Raw genomic sequence first — 19,647 nt, 5'->3', positions numbered from 1 at the left:
TAATGTTATAAATTCATCAAAATGTGAGTTTGTTGGTTCAGCTTGGTTAAAACAAAAAATAGAGATAAAACATGTCAAATAAAGATTTCTATAGAGCTTTCGAAGATAAGTACCGGGGTTCAAAAGAGTTAATAAAAAATAGAATAAAAATATACTTACCATTTATTTTGAAGTTTAAAGAGCTATATCCTGACTCCTTTGCTTTAGATATTGGTTGTGGTAGAGGAGAATGGCTTGAATTACTTAAAGAAAATGGTATTTCTGCTCAAGGTGTAGACCTTGATAAAGGTATGCTTGAGGCATGCTATGAGCTAGGTTTGAATGTGCTCCAAGATAATGGAGTTGAATTCCTTAAAAAACAAAAAGATAACAGTATAACAATAATTAGTGCCTTTCATGTTGTAGAGCACATAAGCTTTGAGGATCTTCAAGTACTTGTAAAAGAGTCTCTCAGAGTACTAAAACCTGGTGGAATTTTAATACTAGAAACGCCAAATCCAGAAAATATTAAAGTGTCGACTGAATATTTTTATCTAGACCCTACACATACTAAGCCAATACCTTCTAATTTATTATCTTTCCTACCTGAATTTAATGGATATATCCGAACTAAAGTTTTGGGGTTACAAGAATCGAAAGAACCAGCTAATCAAAACGTTTCAAGTTTAATGCAGGTATTAGAAGGGGTTAGTCCAGATTATGCAGTTATTGCGCAAAAAAAGCCGAAGTTGATATATTAAAGCTTTTCGATAATGCTTTCAGTCAGAGTTTCGGTTTATCCTTAACTTCGCTTGCTGATAGATTTGAACATCGTTTATTAAATATAGAGGCCATGGTAGTGGAAGTAGAAAGTACAGTATATAAGGCCAAAGTTAATGAAGCTTTAGCTAAGTTAAGTGAAGCAGAATACAAAGTACATGTTGCAGAAGTTAAAGCTAATGAATGGTGGACTAAAGCTATTGAAGCCGAGGCTAGAGCGAATGAAGCAGAAACTCAAGGAAATGAAGCAATTGCCAAAATTAATGACGCTTTACTGCAAACAAGCAATGTTGCACAACATGCAAATGAGGCCGTGATACAAGTGAGTGATTCATTAACTCAAGTTATTGAAGCGACCAATAGAGCAAGTATTGCAGAAGAAAAAGCCCATCAAGCTGAAATCAATCTTCACAATATAATAAATAGTAGTTCATGGAAAATAACTGCGCCGTATCGTTTTCTCGGTCGATTCATAAAAACTATGCTATCAAGTGTTTCGTATAAAGAAAAGCTTCATTCAATTGAGAAGAGTATTATTTTTAGAGTAAAAAAGAGTAATTTCTTACGTAAAAACACTCAAAAACTATTGTTTAAGTACCCTAAACTGCATCGCATGTATTTGGATCGAGTAAATACAAATTTAACAACACCTACTAATGTAAAATCAGAAGTTAATGTTGAACTACAGGCTGAGCAGAGTCATACATCGGCAAATGATAATCGTAGAATATTCAACGCTATGGAACGAAAAATTTACAATGATATTAAAGTGTCGTTGCATAAAGGAAACGAATAACAATGCGCATTATTATAGATATCCAAAGTTTACAAACAGGTAGTAAATATCGTGGAATTGGTAATTATTCTTTAGCACTTGTACAAAAGGTTTTAGAGCTTGGAAAAGAACATGAAATCCTTTTATTAGCAAATTTTAATTCAGATGAAGGCTCAGAATATATAATAAAGGAATTTGACGGGGCAATTGATCCTAAAAATATAATTTTCTTTCATTCACTTGAAAATACAAAAGAAGTAATTCCCGGCAATCTATCTAATATTCTGATTTCAGAAAAAATTAGAACACATTTCATTGATAGTTTAAATCCTGACTTTGTATTCATCACCTCTCTATTTGAAGGGGCGGGAGATAATTTTGTATGTTCAATAGAAAGTTCAGCTAATTATAAAGTCGGGGTTATTGGGTATGATTTAATCCCTTTATTTGATGAGTCTAAATATTTAGGCTCAGGAGCTATTAAAGATTGGTATTATAGGAAATTAACTTCATTAAAAAATGCTGATTATATTTTTTCTATCTCAAAGTCATCGAAGCAAGAGTTTATCGATTACCTTTCAATTCCGGATGAAAAATTGATTAATATCTCGTCTGCCTGCAGTGAGCTTTATTGTATTGATTCAAAAATAGATAAATGCTTTTTACAGGATTTTCACATTACCCGAGAATTTGTTCTTTATAGTGGCTCAGCAGATGAAAGAAAAAACTTAGGGGGCTTGTTTAATGCCTTTGCAAAATTACCTAAAGAAGTTAAAAGTAAATATCAAATTGTACTGGTAGGGCGTTATCATGACGAAGGTAAAGTGGACCTTAATAAGTTAGCAAATAAGCTTAAATTTGACAGTGATACTGTAGTTTATACCGATTTTATCTCAAATGAAACTCTTAAATCTCTTTATAATCAATGTTCTACGTTTGTTTTTCCATCATTTCATGAAGGCTTTGGGTTACCTGTATTAGAAGCAATGACCTGTGGTGCACCGACGATTTGCTCTAATAACTCTAGTTTACCAGAGGTTATTGGGCTGGATGATGCAATGTTTGACCCCAAAAATATTGATGATATAAGTTCTAAATTATTAAAATCATTAGAAGATCATAACTTCAAAAAGCTATTAACTGATAATGCTATTGAACGAGTCGCACTTTTTTCATGGGAACAATCAGTAACCACTTTATTGGAGTTTATCGAAGAGAAGGTTGAAATTAGAATAGGTAGTTTTAATTACCTTTCGTCCTATAACATTTTTATTGAAGACATCACCAAAATTATTCAAGATTATGCTATTAATCAAGATACGATAAAAGATATTGTAAGCTGTGTTGTCGCGAATCAAAAGGGTCATCAACAAGCGTTAGTGGTGAAAAGTAAACTATTTTTAGATATTAGCTCATTTATTCATTTTGACCATGCAACTGGCATTCAAAGGGTCGTACGTGCAATATGTGAGGTATTACTCTTAAAAGAGATGCAAGATTTTGATTGTGAAATTGTTTTCTCATATCCACATGACAATAATTTTTATTATGCAGATATCTCAAAAGGTAAATTTAGTATCCCTATAGAAAGTACTATAAACAATAAAGTCGTTGATTTTTGTGAAGGGGACATTTTGGTATTCCTTGATCTCCATTTCGGTTATAAAACAGCAGTAATGTCAGATTTAAAGGAGCGTGGCATTCGTTCTTATTTTGTTGTATATGATCTTTTACCTATCTATCACCCCCAATATTTTGTGCAAGATATTCAAGATGGTTTTGCTGATTGGCTCGACTCAGTTATCTCTTCAGATGGCGCCTTATGCATCTCAAAAGATGTATCAGATAAATTACATGAGTGGGTGAAAAAGAATAATAAAGTCACATCAAAAGACTTTACCTATTCACATTTTCATTTAGGTGCAAATATAGAAGACTCTGTTCCGAGTACGGGCATACCAACCAATGCTGATAGCGTAAAAACAGCTTGCTCTTCAGTGGAAACTTTCTTAATGGTTGGCACGATAGAGCCTCGAAAAGGACATACTATTGCGTTAGATGCTATCGAAGCATTATGGAGAAATGGTAATAATATTGCGTTAATTATTGTTGGTAAAGCAGGCTGGAATAATGATATCTTAATCGATCGATTACGCAATCATAAAGAACTTAATAAACGATTGTTCTGGTTAGAAGGTATTAGCGATGAGTATTTAGATATTGTCTATAAACAAGCGAGTTGTCTCATTGCATCAAGTGAAGGGGAAGGGTTTGGGCTACCTTTAATTGAAGGCTGCACAACATCAATTACCAATCATCGCTCGAGATATGCCGATATTCAGAGAAGTAGCAGGTGAATATGCTTATTACTTTGAAAATGATAAAGATCCACAAGTGGTTGCGAATGCATTAAAACGTTGGCTCGACTTATATGAAAAGGATGAACATCCTAAGTCAGATAATATGCCTTGGTTAACCTGGAAACAAAGCGCAGATCAATTATTGAAGTGTATTGATGTAAACTAACAAATATTTTAACTTCATATTAGATAAGTCATTATTAAGCAAATTATGGTTAATATTTATTAGCCATAATAATTTTAGTTGCGTAAAATGATTCGATTTTTCTTGAAAGAATTTTATTATTCCACAACAGCATAGTTAAGTAGGTAAAAATGAAAACAGCAGTAATAACGGGAATCACGGGTCAAGATGCAGACATATTTAGCTGAGTTACTTCTTGAAAAAGGCTATAAAGTATATGGCACATATCGCCGTACAAGTTCTGTTAACTTTTGGCGAATTGAAGAGCTTGGGATTAAAAGCCACCCTAATTTAGAGTTAGTTGAATATGATTTAACTGATTTATCTGCAAGTATTCGTTTACTTCAGTCAACCGAAGCAACTGAAGTTTATAATTTGGCGACCCAAAGTTTTGTTGGTGTTTCTTTTGAACAGCCGATCACAACTGCTGAAATTACAGGATTAGGTCCTGTAAACTTGCTTGAAGCGATTCGTATTGTGAATCCTAAGATTAAATTCTACCAAGCATCTACTTCTGAGATGTTTGGTGAAGTGCAAGAAATTCCACAAAAGGAATCAACGCCATTCTACCCACGTAGCCCTTATGGAGTTGCTAAATTATATGCGCATTGGATGGTGATTAACTACCGTGAGTCTTATGATATTTTTGCAACAAGTGGTATTTTGTTTAATCATGAATCACCATTACGTGGTCAAGAATTCGTAACTCGTAAAATTACTGATACAGTGGCTAAAATTAAGCTTGGTAAACAAGATGTTCTTGAACTAGGTAATATGGAAGCTAAACGAGACTGGGGTTTTGCAAAGGATTATGTTGAAGGTATGTGGCGTATGCTACAGGCTGAAAAAGCGGATACTTTTGTATTAGCAACTAACCGAACTGAAACGGTTCGTGATTTCGTTACTATGGCATTTAAAGTCGCAGATATTGAGCTTGAGTGGAATGGGTCTGAGGAAAGTGAAACTGCAACCGATAAAGCAACAGGGAAAATCGTTGTTAAAGTTAATCCTAAATTCTACCGTCCTGCAGAAGTTGAATTACTTATCGGTAACCCTCAAAAAGCCAAAGATACACTTGGATGGGAACCTACAACTACGTTAGAAGAACTGTGTTCTATGATGGTTGAAGCTGACTTACGTCGTAACAAGCAAGGCTTTTCATTCTAAGAATGAATTAAATTTCATTTTGTAATGAAAATAGCGACTGATTTAATTAATCTCACGAGTAATTAGATAGTCGCTTTTTTTATATTCAATTTGGATTATTGGGAGTATTTATGAAAAAAATTTTAGTTACTGGTATTAATGGGTTTACAGGTAAATATGTATCCGAGGAGCTTAAACGCAGAGGTTATGACGTTGTTGGCCTTGTTTATGAAAACCCTAGTGAAGGCCAAGTCGCTTGTGATTTAACTGATAAACAGGCTGTAAAGAAATGTATCGACTTTGTTAAGCCGGATGGTGTAATACACTTAGCCGCTTTATCTTTTGTTGGGCATACTGATCAAAAAGCATTTTATGATGTTAATGTATTTAGTAATTTAAATATTCTTGAAGCTATATCTGAACTAGGTTTGCAGGTTACAAAAGTAATAATGGCAAGCAGTGCAAATATATATGGTAATCCTGATGTCGCTAAAATTAATGAAACTCAAGAAGTCGCGCCGGTTAATCACTACGCAATGAGTAAATTAGCAATGGAACATATGATCAAACCTTGGTTTGATAAATTGCCTATCATTGTAACGCGCCCATTTAATTATACAGGTGTTGGACAGCAAGATAATTTTTGATCCCGAAAATCGTTAGCCATTTTCGTGCACATAAATTGAATATTGAACTTGGTAATATTGATGTTTCTCGTGATTTTAGTGATGTTAGAGATATCGCTAAGAGTTATGTGGACTTATTAGAATCAGATGTTGACTCTGAAGTATTTAACTTATGTTCTGGCAATGTACATTCTTTGTCTTCGATTATTGAAAAAATGGAAAAAATTGCTGGTTATTCTATCGAAGTAAGTGTTAATCCTGATTTTGTGAGAGCAAATGAAATAAAAGTGTTAGGTGGCGATAATAGTAAGCTACTTGCCATGACTGGCTCAAAACCAACTTTATCTATCGACCAGACATTATTCGATATGTTCCATGCAAATTAAGTTACTTATTAATTTAAACATACTTCGTCCTGCTTTAACCGGGATTGGTTATTACACAAAAAATATAATAAAAGAATGTTTAAAAAGGAACATTGAATTAGTTGGGATAAAAAATGGTAAGCTTTTAGATCAACAGGAAATCAAAGAGCTAATTACCTCGCTAGAAGATATTTCTGGCGTAAGTCCTGGTTCTTCGCTTTCATTTAAACAGCGTAGTGTAGAGTTGTTAAGGTCGTTTCCTGGGATTTACGCTATTAAATATTATCTTATATCGGTAAGGGCTAAAAAAATTCTTAACTCGTTAGCTGAACAAGGGTTTATATATTTTGAGCCCAGTTTTGTGCCAATGCAATATAAGGGCAAGATAATAACTACGATCCATGATCTTTCATTTATAACTCATCCTGAGTTTCATCCCGTTGAAAGAGTTAATTTTTTAACAAAAATGGTAAAACAATCTGTTGCTGTTTCTAATCATATTGTGGTCGATTCTAACTTTATTCGTAGCGAATTAATGGAGAACTATTCAATTAAAGAGAGTCAACTATCGACTGTATACCTTGGGGTTGAAGATAAATTTCGCGTATATGACCAACAAGAAGTCGCTCCCATTCTCAATAAGTTAAATTTAAAACAGAATCGCTTTATTTTAAGTGTTGCAACACTGGAACCAAGAAAAAACCTAGCAAAACTGGTTGAGTCATATCGAGAGTTATCTGATGAATTAAAGGTTAAATATCCGTTGGTATTAGTTGGATCTTCAGGTTGGAAGAACTCTGCTTTATTTGATTCAATTCAAGATCTAATAGAAAACGGAAATATTATAGTCACAGGTTACCTTTCTGATATAGAGTTAAATCATATTTACTCTAGTGCGGCTTTATTTGTATATCCTTCTATATATGAAGGGTTCGGTTTACCTATTATTGAAGCAATGGCCTCTGGCACTGCCGTTATTACATCGAATTGTGGCGCAACGGCAGAGGTTGCTGGTGATTTTGCCTTCTTGGTTGATCCGACAAATAAGAAAGCAATTAGTGAGGGAATAGAATCTATCTTATCTGATCCTAATTTACGTTTATCTCTAGAAGAAAAAGCAATAAGTAGAGCATCTTCTTTTACTTGGGGAAAATGCGTTGATGACCTTTTATCTATCGCACAAAAATTGTAAATAACATTATTAATTGCTAACTTTTTAATAGTTGTTGGTAAACATTAATATAATTTTGCGCGTAAATTTCAGAAGTGAAGTTATTTTCATATCTTAGTCGCGCTTGTTTGCCTAAAGTTAAGCCTAATTCTCTATTATTATCTAATTTTTCCATTGCCTCTGCTAAGGCAACCGGGTGTGCAGGAGCTACCTGAAGACCCGTTTCATTGTGTATATTAACGTAAGATGAGCCTGTCCCTATATCACTGCTGATAATCGGTTTGCTATAAAGTTGTGCTTCTAATAATGAAATGCCAAAGGCTTCAGATCTTAAGTGAGATGGGAAAATAAAGGCTTGTGATAGATGATGCAAAACAACTTTGTCGTTTTCTTCTATGAACCCTACCATTTTTACATTAGTCAGATTATTTTCTGTTATATATTCTTGTAAAGACGCTTTTTCAGGTCCATCGCCAGCAATAACGATAGGCAATTTACATATTTTTGCCGCTTGTAATAAATACTTTAGTCCTTTGTAATAACGTAAAACACCAATGAATAAAAAGAAGTCTTGACCAACTTCTTTTTGCCACTTTTGTTTCAGCTGTTCATCAATAATAGGGTAAACACTTTTATCGATAGCAAGGGGAATTACCTCGACCTTATTTTTGTATTTATTTAAATTTTCACTGGTATCGGCGTATTGTGGAGAACTAGCAATAATTTTATCCACTTTTTTGAAAAAATGTTGTTCAATTGGCCAATATAATTTTTTTAACCATTTTTGTTTTACAATATCTGATTGATAACTAACAAGAGAGGGTTTTTAGGGGCAATTAGGCTAAGCAAGTCACCTGTTGGCCAAGGGTATTGATAATGAATAATGTCATTTTCTTTGCTTAATGCTCTGAATTTTTTAAATAAACTGAGTGAGAAGCCATTTGATGATATTTCAAAATCTTTTTTTACAACGATGATTTTTGTTCCTTCAAAATCATACTCTTTGTTATTATCCCCTAATGTCAGAATAGTGCTTTGTACATTATGCTCAATGCAACCTTTACATATAAATCTGATGGCTTGTTCTAATCCTCCTTTTGTTTCAGGGTAACAAGTTCTGTAAACATGTAAAACCTTCATATGTGACCTTTAGTATTTCGATTGTTAATTGATTTGTAAATGGGGTGGAACTTAAGGGGTATATTACAAAAACATAAATTAAAGCGTTAAAGAAGCAATATTCTAATATAAATAATCAAAAAAGTACTAATTAATATGGCACAATATCAATTGAGTTTCCTTATGACAAAGCCACTTACAATCACAGGATTATTTTGAAAAAAATTATTATTACTGGGGCAAATGGTTTTTTAGGTAGTGCCTTAACTTCAAAGCTACAGCAACAAAGTACTTATTTTGTATTAAAAGCGACGCGTCTTGGAAATGATAAAAATACTATAAAGCTAAATTTTTCAAGCGATTTTGATGTGCAAAATGAACTTGATAGTGTTGATGTAGTTATTCATTGTGTCTGCTCGGGTACATTTGATGAAAGATAAAACTACTGACTCACTGGCAGAGTATCGTCAGGTTAATACAATTTCTACACTAGCTTTAGCACAGCAAGCTGACTAATGCAGGCGTGAAACGTTTTATTTTTATTAGTACCATTAAAGTTAATGGAGAAGAAACTGAGATTGGCCAGGCCTTTAAGGCTGATGATGATTATATTCCCACAGACCCTTATGGATTAAGCAAATATGAAGCTGAAATTGGCTTGCGCAAAATAGCCCAGCAGACAGGATTAGAAGTTGTCATTATTCGTCCTCCGCTCGTTTACGGGCCTGGTGTTAAAGCTAATTTTGCTTCCATGATGAAATGGCTTAATAAAGGTTTACCACTTCCCTTAGGTGGAATTAATAACAATCAACGTAGTATTGTTTCAGTAGATAATTTAGTTGATTTAATCTGTACCTGTATTGACCACCCTGAGGCGGCTAATGAAACTTTTTTAGTTTCTGATGATGAAGATCTTTCTACGACACAACTGTTAACTCGCTTATCAAGGGCGTTAGAAGCTCCTAATCGATTGTTACCTATTCCCTAGTTCATGGCTTTCGTTTCTTGCAAATCTAATTGGAAAACCTTCGATAGCACAGCGATTATGTGGTTCCTTGCAAGTCGATATATCTCATACAAAAGAATTGTTAAATTGGTCTCCTCCTCATCGGAATTCGGAGTGTTTTAAAAAACAGCAACCACTTTTCTGGATAATTTAAACAAGAAGAAATAATGATAAGAATAATAGATTTTTTTATGGCATTAATTGGGTTGCTCATCACGTTACCAATTTTAGTTGTTATTACCATTTTAGGTATGTTTGATACTGGTTCACCTATTTTTATTCAGCAACGTGTAGGCAAAAATAAACGTCCCTTTAACTTAATTAAATTTCGTACTATGTCCTTAGGGACAAAATCAGTCGCGAGTCATCTTGCTGGACAAGCTTCTATTACTAAATTAGGGGCTTTTTACGGAAAACAAAAATCGATGAGTTGCCTCAACTGATAAATGTATTGAAAGGTGAAATGAGTTTTGTAGGCCCAAGACCGAATTTGTTTAATCAAGAAGAGCTCATTAAAGAGCGTGATAGTTTAGGTATTTATAAGGTTCTTCCAGGGATAACGGGATTAGCGCAGGTGAACAATATTGATATGTCGACACCTAAACGCTTAGCTGAAGTTGATCAAAAGATGATTTCAACATTAACATTAAAACATTATGTTAAATATATTATTCAAACTGCGACTGGCGACGGAGCGGGTGATCCGACCAACAAGCTATAATTGGTGATGTATGAGGTGATGGGATGTACAATAAAAAGACTTTCGTTCAATTTAGCTTAAATAAAAATCTCATCTTATCTACAGTTTATATTTAATGCTCTGTTTCTTATAAAAAACATGTAAACTACTGCGATTTAATACTTCTATTCTTCTGGATTGTTATGATAATAATTGATTCAATTTTAGCTATTCCTCGCTTTTATAAGCGCATTATCAGTGTGGCTATTGATGTCTTTTTTGTGTTTTTAGCCTTTATTGGTGCTTTCTACACGCGATTAGGGCAGGTGTTTTTTTAGATAAAAGTGAATATTGGCAGTTATTAGTGGTTACCATGATAGTGACATTGCTGTTATTTACTCGTGTTGGTTTATATCGAGCAATTTTACGTTATTTGAGCGTACATGCATTACTGACTATTGTCTTAAGTTGTTTAACCTCTGCGCTAGTACTAGTGGTGACAGGGTTTTATCTAGATGCCTTTGTGCCTCGCTCAATTCCGATTATATATGGTACTTATCTTGTTTTGCTCAGTGGCGGTGCTCGATTATTTGTGCGTGTGATTGTGGCGCAACATTTAAATTGGCAAAAAGAGAAAGTAATTATTTATGGTGCAGGTGATTCTGGGCGACAGTTATTAAATTTACTCCGTCAAGGGCATGAATTTCATCCGATAGCCTTTATTGATGATGAGAAAAAGCTTTATAAAAACGTCGTAAATGGGCTCACGGTTTATAATAATGACGATTTAAAAAGAGTTATTGATAAAACGGATGCCACTAAAATTTTACTTGCTATGCCGGGTGCTGACCGAGCTCAACGTAGGGCAATAATTGATTCATTAGTTAATTTATCTGTAGAAGTAAAATCAATCCCGCGATTTGAAGAAATAATGAATGGTACTGCCACTATTGATCAATTGAGAGATGTGGCTATTGAAGATTTATTAGGCAGAAATAGTGTTTCTTCAATACCAGAGCTCCTTGAAGCAAATATATTTAATAAAGTCGTTTTAGTGACTGGGGCTGGTGGTTCAATTGGCTCTGAGCTTTGTCGTCAAATTGTACAACAAAAACCAACGGCCCTAATTCTCTTTGAACTTTCTGAATTTGCGCTGTATAAAATTGAAAAAGAGCTTTCTAAGCTTGTTGAAGAAAAGCAACTGTCGGTTAACATTATTCCACTATTAGGCTCTGTTCAAAGGCAAAACCGTTTAGAGGCAGTATTAACAAGTTTTGCTGTGCAAACTCTTTATCATGCACTTGCTTATAAACATGTTCCTTTAGTCGAATACAACGTAGTGGAAGGTGTGCGTAATAATGTCTTTGGTACTTATTACACTGCATTAGCCGCGATTAAAGCGAAAGTAGAGTCTTTTGTGCTTATCTCAACAGATAAAGCTGTTCGTCCAACCAACGTCATGGGGACCACAAAACGTATGGCTGAGTTGATGTTACAATCTCTCGCCGCTGAAAAACATAACACCCGTTTTTGTATGGTTCGCTTTGGCAATGTACTTGGATCATCAGGATCTGTTATTCCTCTATTTAAAAAACAAATAGCAGAAGGTGACCATGTCACTATCACACACCCAGATATTATTCGATATTTTATGACTATTCCTGAAGCCGCTTTAGTTATTCAAGCTGGAGCAATGGGGAAGGGCGGAGATGTCTTTGTACTTGATATGGGAGAGCCGGTTAAAATTGTTGATTTAGCCACTAATTTGATAAAACTTTCTGGCTTAGAAGTTAAATCTCTAGAGAACCCGTCAGGTGATATTGAAATTAGATATACGGGGCTGCGGCCAGGTGAGAAGCTCTATGAAGAATTACTCATTGGCGATGATGTTATGGGAAGTGAACATGAAAGAATCATGCGTGCGAATGAAAGTTTTATGCCCTATGCAGAATACAAGCTCATCATTGATAAGTTAGATGTTGCGTGTACTAATTTTGATCATCAACTAATTCGAGAAATTTTATTATCAGTGCCTGCTCATTTTAATCCGAGTGATGATATTGAAGATCTTGTTTGGAAGGCAAATCAAAATAAGCAACAAAAAAATCGAAATATAAAAATACACTAAGCAGTATTCGTTTAGCGAATTAAATCAGAGACTTTTATCTTCTCTAAACCACCCATCTGGCTAACTTGAGCAAGTAATAACTCTGCACAGGATAAAGCATCAATAAGTGCGTTATGAGCGTCATAGGTGGGTAAATGATATCGACTTCGACAACTTCCAAGTCGAAGTTCGCCTTCTTTTATCACCTCCTGTTTGCGTAATAAACGCTGATGTTCAACTTTTAATGTGTCGATAGCAGATAACCGACACCTTTGAGTATTCATTTTCAATAGTGCTTGTTCTAAAAAGCTTAAGTCTAATGGCGCATGATGAGCCACTAGAACATGCCCCATTGCTTGTTTGAAAAACCAATTTATAGCTTCATCCAGTGGCAAGGCTTGTTGTAAATCATTGTCTAAAACGCCATGTATAGTCGCACTTTGTCCAACACTTCCCGCTATTTTTATGAGCTTATGTTGGCCTTGATTAAGTTTTATTTGCCCATTGATAATCGGTATTAAACCAATACTAATGATTTGATCTGTTTTGGCATCGAGCCCTGTCATTTCCAAATCTAAAGCAAGTAAAGGGCTATGTTTAATCGATTTATCCAATAAGGGAAGCAAAGACAATTGATAATCACGTATTAACTCATTATTACATCGTTGTGCGTAATAATGCAGACGAGTTTTAAATATCCAGGGCTTAAGCATTAAAACTGCCTTAAATATTTAAGCTTGATACCTGATTGACTTTCATTTATCACAGTGAATGCATCCTTAAGGTGATGCCTTGCTAGTGAACTTAAACTATCGGGTAATAAGTAATTTGATAAATGCTCTCCTTGCTCATATTGATTGCCTTGATTTATTAAACGTTTGTGTGCGATAAATTCAGTTGCATCGATTAAGTTTAGAATATCTTGTTTATTGATGCCCTGCGATCCAATAAGTGCCATTAAGCGTTGTCGACTATTAACGGCTTGAACTCCGTTAGCGAGAGCGTAAATACGTGCAATGTCATTAATCAGCGCCAATCCTTTATGCTTAAGATCGATGCCTTTTACCTCAGCTGCCATCACGCTCTATAACAAAGTTTTTAAAGAAACCTAATGGTGGAATTCTTTGTAAAGCATTACGTGTTAAGGCGACTAGGAAAATATCATTATTCTTGGTTTGTTTTAACACGCGACTTTGTAATTGCGTAAATAAGGATAAGTCTCCGTAAATCGAGCGCATATCAAAAAAGATAGTCGCATTAAGAAGCGCTTGAGGTTGTGGGCTGTTTATCCATTGGTTGAACTGGGCTTGCCACTTCTCAAGTGAAACTCTCCATTTTGCATTGGTTGCCATGATATTGCCTGGACAATAGGGGAAACCACATTGGTTTAAGCCATCACAGACTATTTCGGCAAGTTGCTTGAAATAGTGTTCACTTTCTTGATCGGTTTCTTTTTCAAGTAACAGGGCATTATCTTGGTCAGCTCCTGCTGCTTGATCTTGTCGTGCTTGAGAGCCAAAGGCTAACCAACAAAATTTCATTGGGGCTTCACCAAGTTGTTGTTGACCAAGGTACAGTAAGCGTTTGGTTAAGGCGTCGGTAACCAGTGTCAAAACACGGCCTATTTCCTGTGCTTTTGCACCGCTACTAATCAGGCTTTGTAATAAAGTAGGTAGTTGTTTACTTACTGTGATCAGTTTTTCAATGCTAGTTTGCCTATCTATTTGACCGATTAATAATAAAGGCTGAGAACTTTGACTACGCATGATATCGGTACTGGTGATCATAGAAATGGGTAAATTATTTTCAATAATAGGTAAATGATGAATGTTTTTTTCACTCATTAGTAACATGGCTTCAAAAATAAGTGCATGTTTAGAGATGATAACGGGATCTTTGGTCATCACAGTACTTATGATCGTATCACTGCTAAGCCCCTTCGCAAGAACACGGTTTCGTAAATCTCTATCGGTTAAAATACCTGCTAGTTGCTTGTTATCGATAATAATTAATGACGATACACGATTCTCTGACATTAAAGACGTCGCTTGCTGAATCGTTGATTGACTATCTATGCTGATCATTTTTTCTGAAATCAGGGAGCTGATCCGACCGGTATTAATTTTATTAGTATTAATATCCCCTTGATGGCGTAAACGTTTAGCAAAAGCCTGATTAAAAAACCTGTCAAAAATTTGGCTTGAAGCGCGCAGATGATTAAAGCTTTCTAAGGGTAATTGATAAATTAAACCATCTTCTAAAATATGTACTTTGTTAACAACTTTCTCTCCAGAGAGCATGCCACTGAATCCGAAGTATTGCCCGTCTCCGATCCTATCAATGAGCTCACCTTTTTCTGTGGTGACTTCAAAGGCGCCACTTCGCACAATATAAAGTTGAGGTTCATTACTATCGACATGCACGAATCCTTCGCTTTTTCCGTAATAAACGACAGTAAGGGATTGGCAACATTGATTAATAAGTTGATCGGATAATTGGTCAAAGGGAGGGAGAGTTTTGATGAAATTTGTAATGGGTTGAAGCTCTGTTATATCCATTTAGATAGCCTCTATGTGCTGAGTATAAAATAGCGAGCACGTGACCTTAAATCATGCTTAAAGTCAGGTGCTCGCGATAACAACTAGCGATTAATGATCATGCGCCTCACCGGCCCCTTTAGGGAAACGGATAGACTCAACCATATCAACAACAGATTGAGGTGTTGGAGCCGTTGCTTTACACACTAATATGGCAACAATAAAGTTAACAACCATGCCAAGCATACCAATACCTTCAGGTGAAATACCAAATAACCAATTATCTGGAATATTTGCACCAGGATTTACAAACTTAAAGTAAATAATGTAAATCGTTGTAAATGCTAAGCCTGCAACCATACCTGCTATTGCTCCTTCTTTATTCATTTTCTTAGAGAAAATACCCATAGTAATGGCTGGGAATAATGAAGAGGTCGCTAGACCAAAGGCTATTGCTACTACGGCCGCCACGAATCCTGGAGGATTAATACCAAAGTAACCCGCCATAATGATACCGGTCGCTGCGGCTGTTCGAGCATACATTAACTCCTTCTTATCGGAGATATTGGGCATTAGGTTCTTTTTCAGCAAGTCATGGGATACGGAAGTTGAAATAACCAATAATAGCCCGGCAGAGGTTGATAGGGTCAGCGCCAAACCACCGAGCCGCAATTAATGCAATAACCCAAGCAGGCAAGTTAGCCATTTCTGGTGTTGCTAATACGATGATATCACGGTCGATGTTCATCTCATTTTCTTCACCTTTTGAATAGTGCATTTTACCATCACCATTCTTATCATCCCATTTGATCAAGCCTGTTTTTTCCCAGCTATTTACCCAACTAGGTGCTTGTTCATGAGGTACACCTTGGCCATCTGGACCATTAACAGATTCAATCATATTTACACGAGAGAATGCTGCAAGAGCAGGGATAGTAGTGTACATAATTGCAATGAATAGTAGTGTCCAACCTGCAGAGCTACGTGATGCTTTTACAGTTGGTACAGTAAAGAAGCGTACAATTACATGTGGAAGACCTGCAGTACCAAACATTAATGCACCACAAATAAAGAACACATCAATCATACTTTTTGAGCCTTCAGTATACTGTGCGAAACCTAGCTCAGCAGAAAGCCCATCTAGTTTATCAAGTAAGTAAACACCAGAACTGTTACCACTTGCGTCTAATAACTCAGCACCAAACCCAAGTTGTGGGAAAATATGGCCTGTCATCATCACAGAAAGGAATATCGCCGGTACCATGAAAGCAAAAATCATCACGCAGTATTGTGCAACCTGCGTGTAAGTGATCCCTTTCATGCCACCTAATACAGCATAGAAAAATACCACACACATACCGATGTAAACACCCGTATCAACTTCTACTTCTAGGAAGCGAGAGAATACAACGCCTACACCACGCATTTGACCTGCAATATAGGTAAAGCTGATGAAGATAGCACAAACGACCGCAACGGTACGTGTCGCTTGAGAGTAGTAACGATCACCAATAAAATCCGGTACGGTGAATTTACCAAATTTACGAAGGTAAGGAACCATCAGTAGAGCAAGTAATACATAACCACCTGTCCAGCCCATGAGGTAAACACTACCATCATAACCAACAAATGAAACAATACCTGCAAGAGATATAAATGAAGCCGCTGACATCCAGTCTGCTGCGGTTGCCATACCATTTAGTACAGGGGAACCACCACCGCCTGCAACGTAAAACTCATTAGTTGAGCCTGCACGTGATTTGATTGCGATACCTATGTATAGGGCAAAGGTAATGCCAACAATGACATAAGTTAAAGTTTGAACATCCATCTTTACTACTCCTTGTTATTCATCAACGCCGTATTTTTTGTCAAGCAGATTTGCTTTTCTGACGTATACCGCAATCAGTATTAAAAATACGTACATTGCACCTTGTTGAGCAAACCAGAAACCCAGTTTAAATCCCATGAAAGTTATTTCATTTAAAACGTCGACGAATAACACGCCACATCCAAACGAAACGAATGCCCAAATGGCCAATAATGAAAGGACGAGTTTTATATTTTCGTCCCAATATTCTTTAGCTTTATCTTTATCTTCAAAACTCATTTTGTTTCCCTTTTCATCAGTTATGTAATATTTGTTGTGCAATTTGTCCATATCTGAAAAGACGATGTTAATACTATGTTAAAAGCATTTAAATGTTAGCCGCCGAGCGAGGCGTTGATCATGTTTTGGTTATGTTTTTTTGTGATGGGAGTCTTAAAAACTAATTTATGGTTAAATTTTGTGATGTAGTTAACTATGTGTTTCACTCTAGATTGTCGGCAATTTGTAAAAAACAGTAATTTTTGAAAATGCATTAAATCCTTTAAAAGAGAGAAATAAAGGTCAATTTGTTACTTTTGTTTCTTTAATATAAATACCTTTATTGGTTGGTTTTATCTAGAATGTAAACACTTGGCTTTGAGGTGAGAGATCTTCTGTTAATGCTAGTATTTGTTCTCTTATGTATTGTTGACTAGCATTTCACTTTTTTGAAAAGAAACGCTATTAAGAAACCTTAAGTTTTTATAGAGAATGATTACTTGTTTGTTAGACATTTTACTATTTATTGAAAATGCTTTGCATATAAAGAGGCAGGTTTAAGTTCTTCCGCTAAAATAAATGAATAAGGTAAAGTTTGCACATAGTAACGAAAGCATAAAAGCAAAATAACCAATAGAAAATATTATGAGAATAAAAATTAAATTAGATTTTAACTTAAGGAGTACATAATGGAGTTTGAAGAAATGCTGAACATCTTATCCAGTCAAGATGGATCAGATCTGTATTTAGCAACAGGCGCTCCACCTTCAGGAAAATTTGAAGGTAGTTTAAGAACTTTAAATAACGAAAAATTTAAACCAGGGGAAGTTGCGAAGATTGCTTACTCTATTATGGATAGTGAGCAAAAAATTGCTTTTGAGCAGGATTTAGAAATGAATTTAGCTATCTCTATCTCTAGTGTCGGCCGTTTTCGCGTTAATATATTTAAGCAAAGAAATGAAGTTTCATTAGTTGCGCGTAACATTAAAATAGATATCCCGAAATTTGCAGACTTACGGTTACCGGAAATTCTAAAAGATGTGATCATGACAAAGCGTGGGTTAGTATTATTTATTGGTGCAACTGGATCAGGTAAGTCAACTTCATTAGTCTGCTCTCATTGATCACCGTAACGAAAACTCATCTGGCCATATTATTACCATTGAAGATCCCGTTGAGTTTGTACACAAACACAAAAAAAGTATTATTAATCAGCGCGAAGTTGGTGTTGATACACGTAGCTTTCATCGTCGCATTAAAGAATACACTTCGCCAAGCGCCCGATGTTATCTTGATTGGGGAGATTCGTGACCGTGAAACCATGGAACACGCTTTAGCATTTGCTGAAACAGGCCATTTAGCAATATCTACTTTACATGCTAATAATGCCAATCAAGCGTTAGATCGTATTATCAACTTTTTCCCAGAAGAGCGACGCCCACAATTATTGAATGACCTTGGCAATAATTTAAAATCTTTTATATCACAACGATTAATTCCTACGACAGATGGCAAACGATGTGCCGCTATTGAAGTGATGATGGGTACATTAACCATTCGAGACATGATCAAAAAAGGAGATTTTGGATTATTAAAAGAAGTAATGGAAAAATCTAAATCACTGGGAATGCAGACCTTTGATGGTGCGTTATTTGATTTAGTGTTAGAAGGGCGAATTAATGAAGAAGAGGCAATTAAAAACTCTGACTCACCAACCAACCTTGCACTTAAATTTAAACTACATAAAGGTGGCATAGCTGAACAAGTTGATGATAAAAAAGAGGGGGATTAAGCCTAGAGCCTAAACTTAGCTTTGATGATTTAGATTTCTCTTAATGTCCAAAAGCTTACCGCTTGATAGGAGGTGCTGTTGATAGCACCTTTTTTGTTTCTGGTATTTGTATATATCTCAGTGCTGGCATGGCAGGCCGGCTTTATTTAAAACATAAGCTAACCAACCGAACTATCACTTGTTTGATATTTGTTTTTTGGGGATTTATTTGAATTAATCTTTTGAAAGGATAACTGCTATACCATTCTGCTAATGATATGGTCAGAATTTGTGCAGGAAAAAGAGTTAAGGACAAGGCGCTTGATTGAGCAATAGCTGGCTATTGGGATTGAAAGCAACGCAGGCATTAGCTTTTTTAACTAACAAAAATGACTATTTATTTAGCTGATTGGTATATTGACACACTGTTGGCAGAGTGGGCGGGACTTGTGCCTTCGGCACTGGCGTGACAGGCCGCTTTTTTTAAAACATAAGCTAACCAACTGAACTACTACTTTTATGATTTGAAACTATTGAATTTTTTATCAGAATTTTCTTTGAAGATATTGCTTTGAAGGTATAACTGTATAACACACTGTTGGCGGAGTGGACGGGACTCGAACCCGCGACCCCCGGCGTGACAGGCCGGTATTCTAACCAACTGAACTACCACTCCTCCGAGTGTGTAACAGTTTAATCACTTTATATGGTGTGATAAGCCATTTCTTACATAGTACGTTGGCGGAGTGGACGGGACTCGAACCCGCGACCCCCGGCGTGACAGGCCGGTATTCTAACCAACTGAACTACCACTCCATTACGAGTACTACATTCAGAAACATCACTTTGCATCGAAACGCCGGCGTGACAGGCCCTTTATGTTAAACAAGAAGTCTAACCATCTGAATTATAACTTCATTAAAAGTAATAAATTCAGAAAATATCATTTTGTA

14 protein-coding genes, 2 tRNA genes and 5 pseudogenes are annotated in these 19,647 nt (G+C 35.7%); 13 read left to right on the top strand and 8 right to left on the bottom strand.

What is annotated here, in order from left to right:
* The first annotated feature begins 71 nt into the window (after positions 1-71).
* The 8 genes from ACLKMH_RS00345 (at position 72) to ACLKMH_RS00310 (ending at position 7,407) form a co-directional block, all read left to right on the top strand.
* The gene (locus ACLKMH_RS00345; protein WP_413700398.1) at positions 72-740 is read left to right on the top strand and encodes a class I SAM-dependent methyltransferase; all 669 of its coding nucleotides are present in this window, start codon (positions 72-74) and stop codon (positions 738-740) included.
* Between the two features lie 98 nt (positions 741-838).
* The gene (locus tag ACLKMH_RS00340; protein WP_413700397.1) at positions 839-1,555 is read left to right on the top strand and encodes a hypothetical protein; all 717 of its coding nucleotides are present in this window, start codon (positions 839-841) and stop codon (positions 1,553-1,555) included.
* A 2-nt stretch (positions 1,556-1,557) separates the two neighbouring features.
* Positions 1,558-3,891, top strand: a complete 2,334-nt coding sequence (locus ACLKMH_RS00335) for a glycosyltransferase (protein WP_413700396.1) — start codon at positions 1,558-1,560, stop codon at positions 3,889-3,891.
* Positions 3,863-4,060, top strand: a complete 198-nt coding sequence (locus tag ACLKMH_RS00330; protein WP_413700395.1) for a hypothetical protein — start codon at positions 3,863-3,865, stop codon at positions 4,058-4,060. Before ACLKMH_RS00335 ends, ACLKMH_RS00330 begins: the two co-directional genes overlap by 29 nt.
* 186 nt (positions 4,061-4,246) lie before the next feature.
* On the top strand, positions 4,247-5,245 hold the full coding sequence (gene gmd, locus ACLKMH_RS00325) for a GDP-mannose 4,6-dehydratase (RefSeq protein ID WP_413700394.1): 999 nt from the start codon (positions 4,247-4,249) through the stop codon (positions 5,243-5,245).
* Positions 5,246-5,355: 110 nt separating this feature from the next.
* Positions 5,356-5,871 carry an NAD-dependent epimerase/dehydratase family protein gene (locus ACLKMH_RS00320; RefSeq protein ID WP_413700393.1) on the top strand — a complete coding sequence of 172 codons (516 nt, stop codon included), beginning with the start codon at positions 5,356-5,358 and terminating at the stop codon, positions 5,869-5,871.
* Positions 5,868-6,236, top strand: coding sequence for a GDP-mannose 4,6-dehydratase (locus ACLKMH_RS00315; protein WP_413700392.1), 369 nt, complete (start codon positions 5,868-5,870; stop codon positions 6,234-6,236). The genes ACLKMH_RS00320 and ACLKMH_RS00315 overlap by 4 nt, the downstream gene beginning before the upstream one ends.
* Positions 6,226-7,407 carry a glycosyltransferase family 4 protein gene (locus ACLKMH_RS00310; protein ID WP_413700391.1) on the top strand — a complete coding sequence of 394 codons (1,182 nt, stop codon included), beginning with the start codon at positions 6,226-6,228 and terminating at the stop codon, positions 7,405-7,407. The genes ACLKMH_RS00315 and ACLKMH_RS00310 overlap by 11 nt, the downstream gene beginning before the upstream one ends.
* A 16-nt stretch (positions 7,408-7,423) precedes the next feature.
* Here the strand turns inward: ACLKMH_RS00310 and ACLKMH_RS00305 are convergent, their stop codons facing one another.
* Both ACLKMH_RS00305 and ACLKMH_RS00300 read right to left on the bottom strand, forming a co-directional pair.
* Positions 7,424-8,119: a glycosyltransferase gene (locus ACLKMH_RS00305; RefSeq protein WP_413700390.1), complete on the bottom strand. Its 696-nt coding sequence runs from the start codon at positions 8,117-8,119 to the stop codon at positions 7,424-7,426.
* Positions 8,120-8,175: 56 nt separating this feature from the next.
* Positions 8,176-8,526, bottom strand: a complete 351-nt coding sequence (locus tag ACLKMH_RS00300) for a hypothetical protein (protein ID WP_413700389.1) — start codon at positions 8,524-8,526, stop codon at positions 8,176-8,178.
* 194 nt (positions 8,527-8,720) lie between these two features.
* Between ACLKMH_RS00300 and ACLKMH_RS00295 the strand changes: the two genes are divergently transcribed.
* The 4 genes and pseudogenes from ACLKMH_RS00295 (at position 8,721) to ACLKMH_RS00280 (ending at position 12,318) form a co-directional block, all read left to right on the top strand.
* Entirely contained in the window at positions 8,721-8,945 is a 225-nt protein-coding gene (locus ACLKMH_RS00295; protein ID WP_413700388.1) for an NAD-dependent epimerase/dehydratase family protein, read from the top strand.
* An 83-nt stretch (positions 8,946-9,028) separates the two neighbouring features.
* Positions 9,029-9,493, top strand: coding sequence for an NAD-dependent epimerase/dehydratase family protein (locus tag ACLKMH_RS00290; protein ID WP_413700387.1), 465 nt, complete (start codon positions 9,029-9,031; stop codon positions 9,491-9,493).
* A gap of 185 nt (positions 9,494-9,678) precedes the next feature.
* Positions 9,679-10,232: pseudogene (locus ACLKMH_RS00285) on the top strand (sugar transferase).
* A 161-nt stretch (positions 10,233-10,393) separates the two neighbouring features.
* Positions 10,394-12,318, top strand: a pseudogene (locus tag ACLKMH_RS00280) (polysaccharide biosynthesis protein).
* A gap of 11 nt (positions 12,319-12,329) precedes the next feature.
* On the opposite strand, the gene ACLKMH_RS00275 reads toward ACLKMH_RS00280, so the two are convergent.
* The 4 genes and pseudogenes from ACLKMH_RS00275 to ACLKMH_RS00260 all read right to left on the bottom strand — a co-directional run bounded on the left by ACLKMH_RS00275 (position 12,330) and on the right by ACLKMH_RS00260 (position 16,944).
* Complete coding sequence (locus ACLKMH_RS00275; RefSeq protein ID WP_413700386.1) at positions 12,330-13,010, bottom strand: exonuclease domain-containing protein; 681 nt, start codon at positions 13,008-13,010, stop codon at positions 12,330-12,332.
* Positions 13,010-14,855: pseudogene (locus ACLKMH_RS00270) on the bottom strand (DUF294 nucleotidyltransferase-like domain-containing protein). Before ACLKMH_RS00270 ends, ACLKMH_RS00275 begins: the two are co-directional and overlap by 1 nt.
* 90 nt (positions 14,856-14,945) lie before the next feature.
* A pseudogene (locus ACLKMH_RS00265) lies at positions 14,946-16,665 on the bottom strand (sodium:solute symporter family protein).
* 15 nt (positions 16,666-16,680) lie between these two features.
* On the bottom strand, positions 16,681-16,944 hold the full coding sequence (locus tag ACLKMH_RS00260; protein ID WP_413700385.1) for a DUF4212 domain-containing protein: 264 nt from the start codon (positions 16,942-16,944) through the stop codon (positions 16,681-16,683).
* A gap of 668 nt (positions 16,945-17,612) precedes the next feature.
* On the opposite strand from ACLKMH_RS00260, the pseudogene ACLKMH_RS00255 reads away from it, so the two are divergent.
* Positions 17,613-18,715 (top strand): annotated as a pseudogene (locus tag ACLKMH_RS00255) (PilT/PilU family type 4a pilus ATPase).
* 578 nt (positions 18,716-19,293) lie between these two features.
* On the opposite strand, the gene ACLKMH_RS00250 reads toward ACLKMH_RS00255, so the two are convergent.
* Both ACLKMH_RS00250 and ACLKMH_RS00245 read right to left on the bottom strand, forming a co-directional pair.
* A tRNA-Asp gene (locus ACLKMH_RS00250) sits at positions 19,294-19,370 on the bottom strand.
* Positions 19,371-19,433: 63 nt separating this feature from the next.
* Positions 19,434-19,510 (bottom strand) — tRNA-Asp (locus tag ACLKMH_RS00245).
* Between the last annotated feature and the right edge of the window lie 137 nt (positions 19,511-19,647).

Origin of the sequence: Psychromonas sp. KJ10-10, from assembly GCF_047323245.1 — a bacterium.
Lineage (GTDB): Bacteria > Pseudomonadota > Gammaproteobacteria > Enterobacterales > Psychromonadaceae > Psychromonas.
This window is presented reverse-complemented; position numbering and strand designations above follow the sequence as displayed.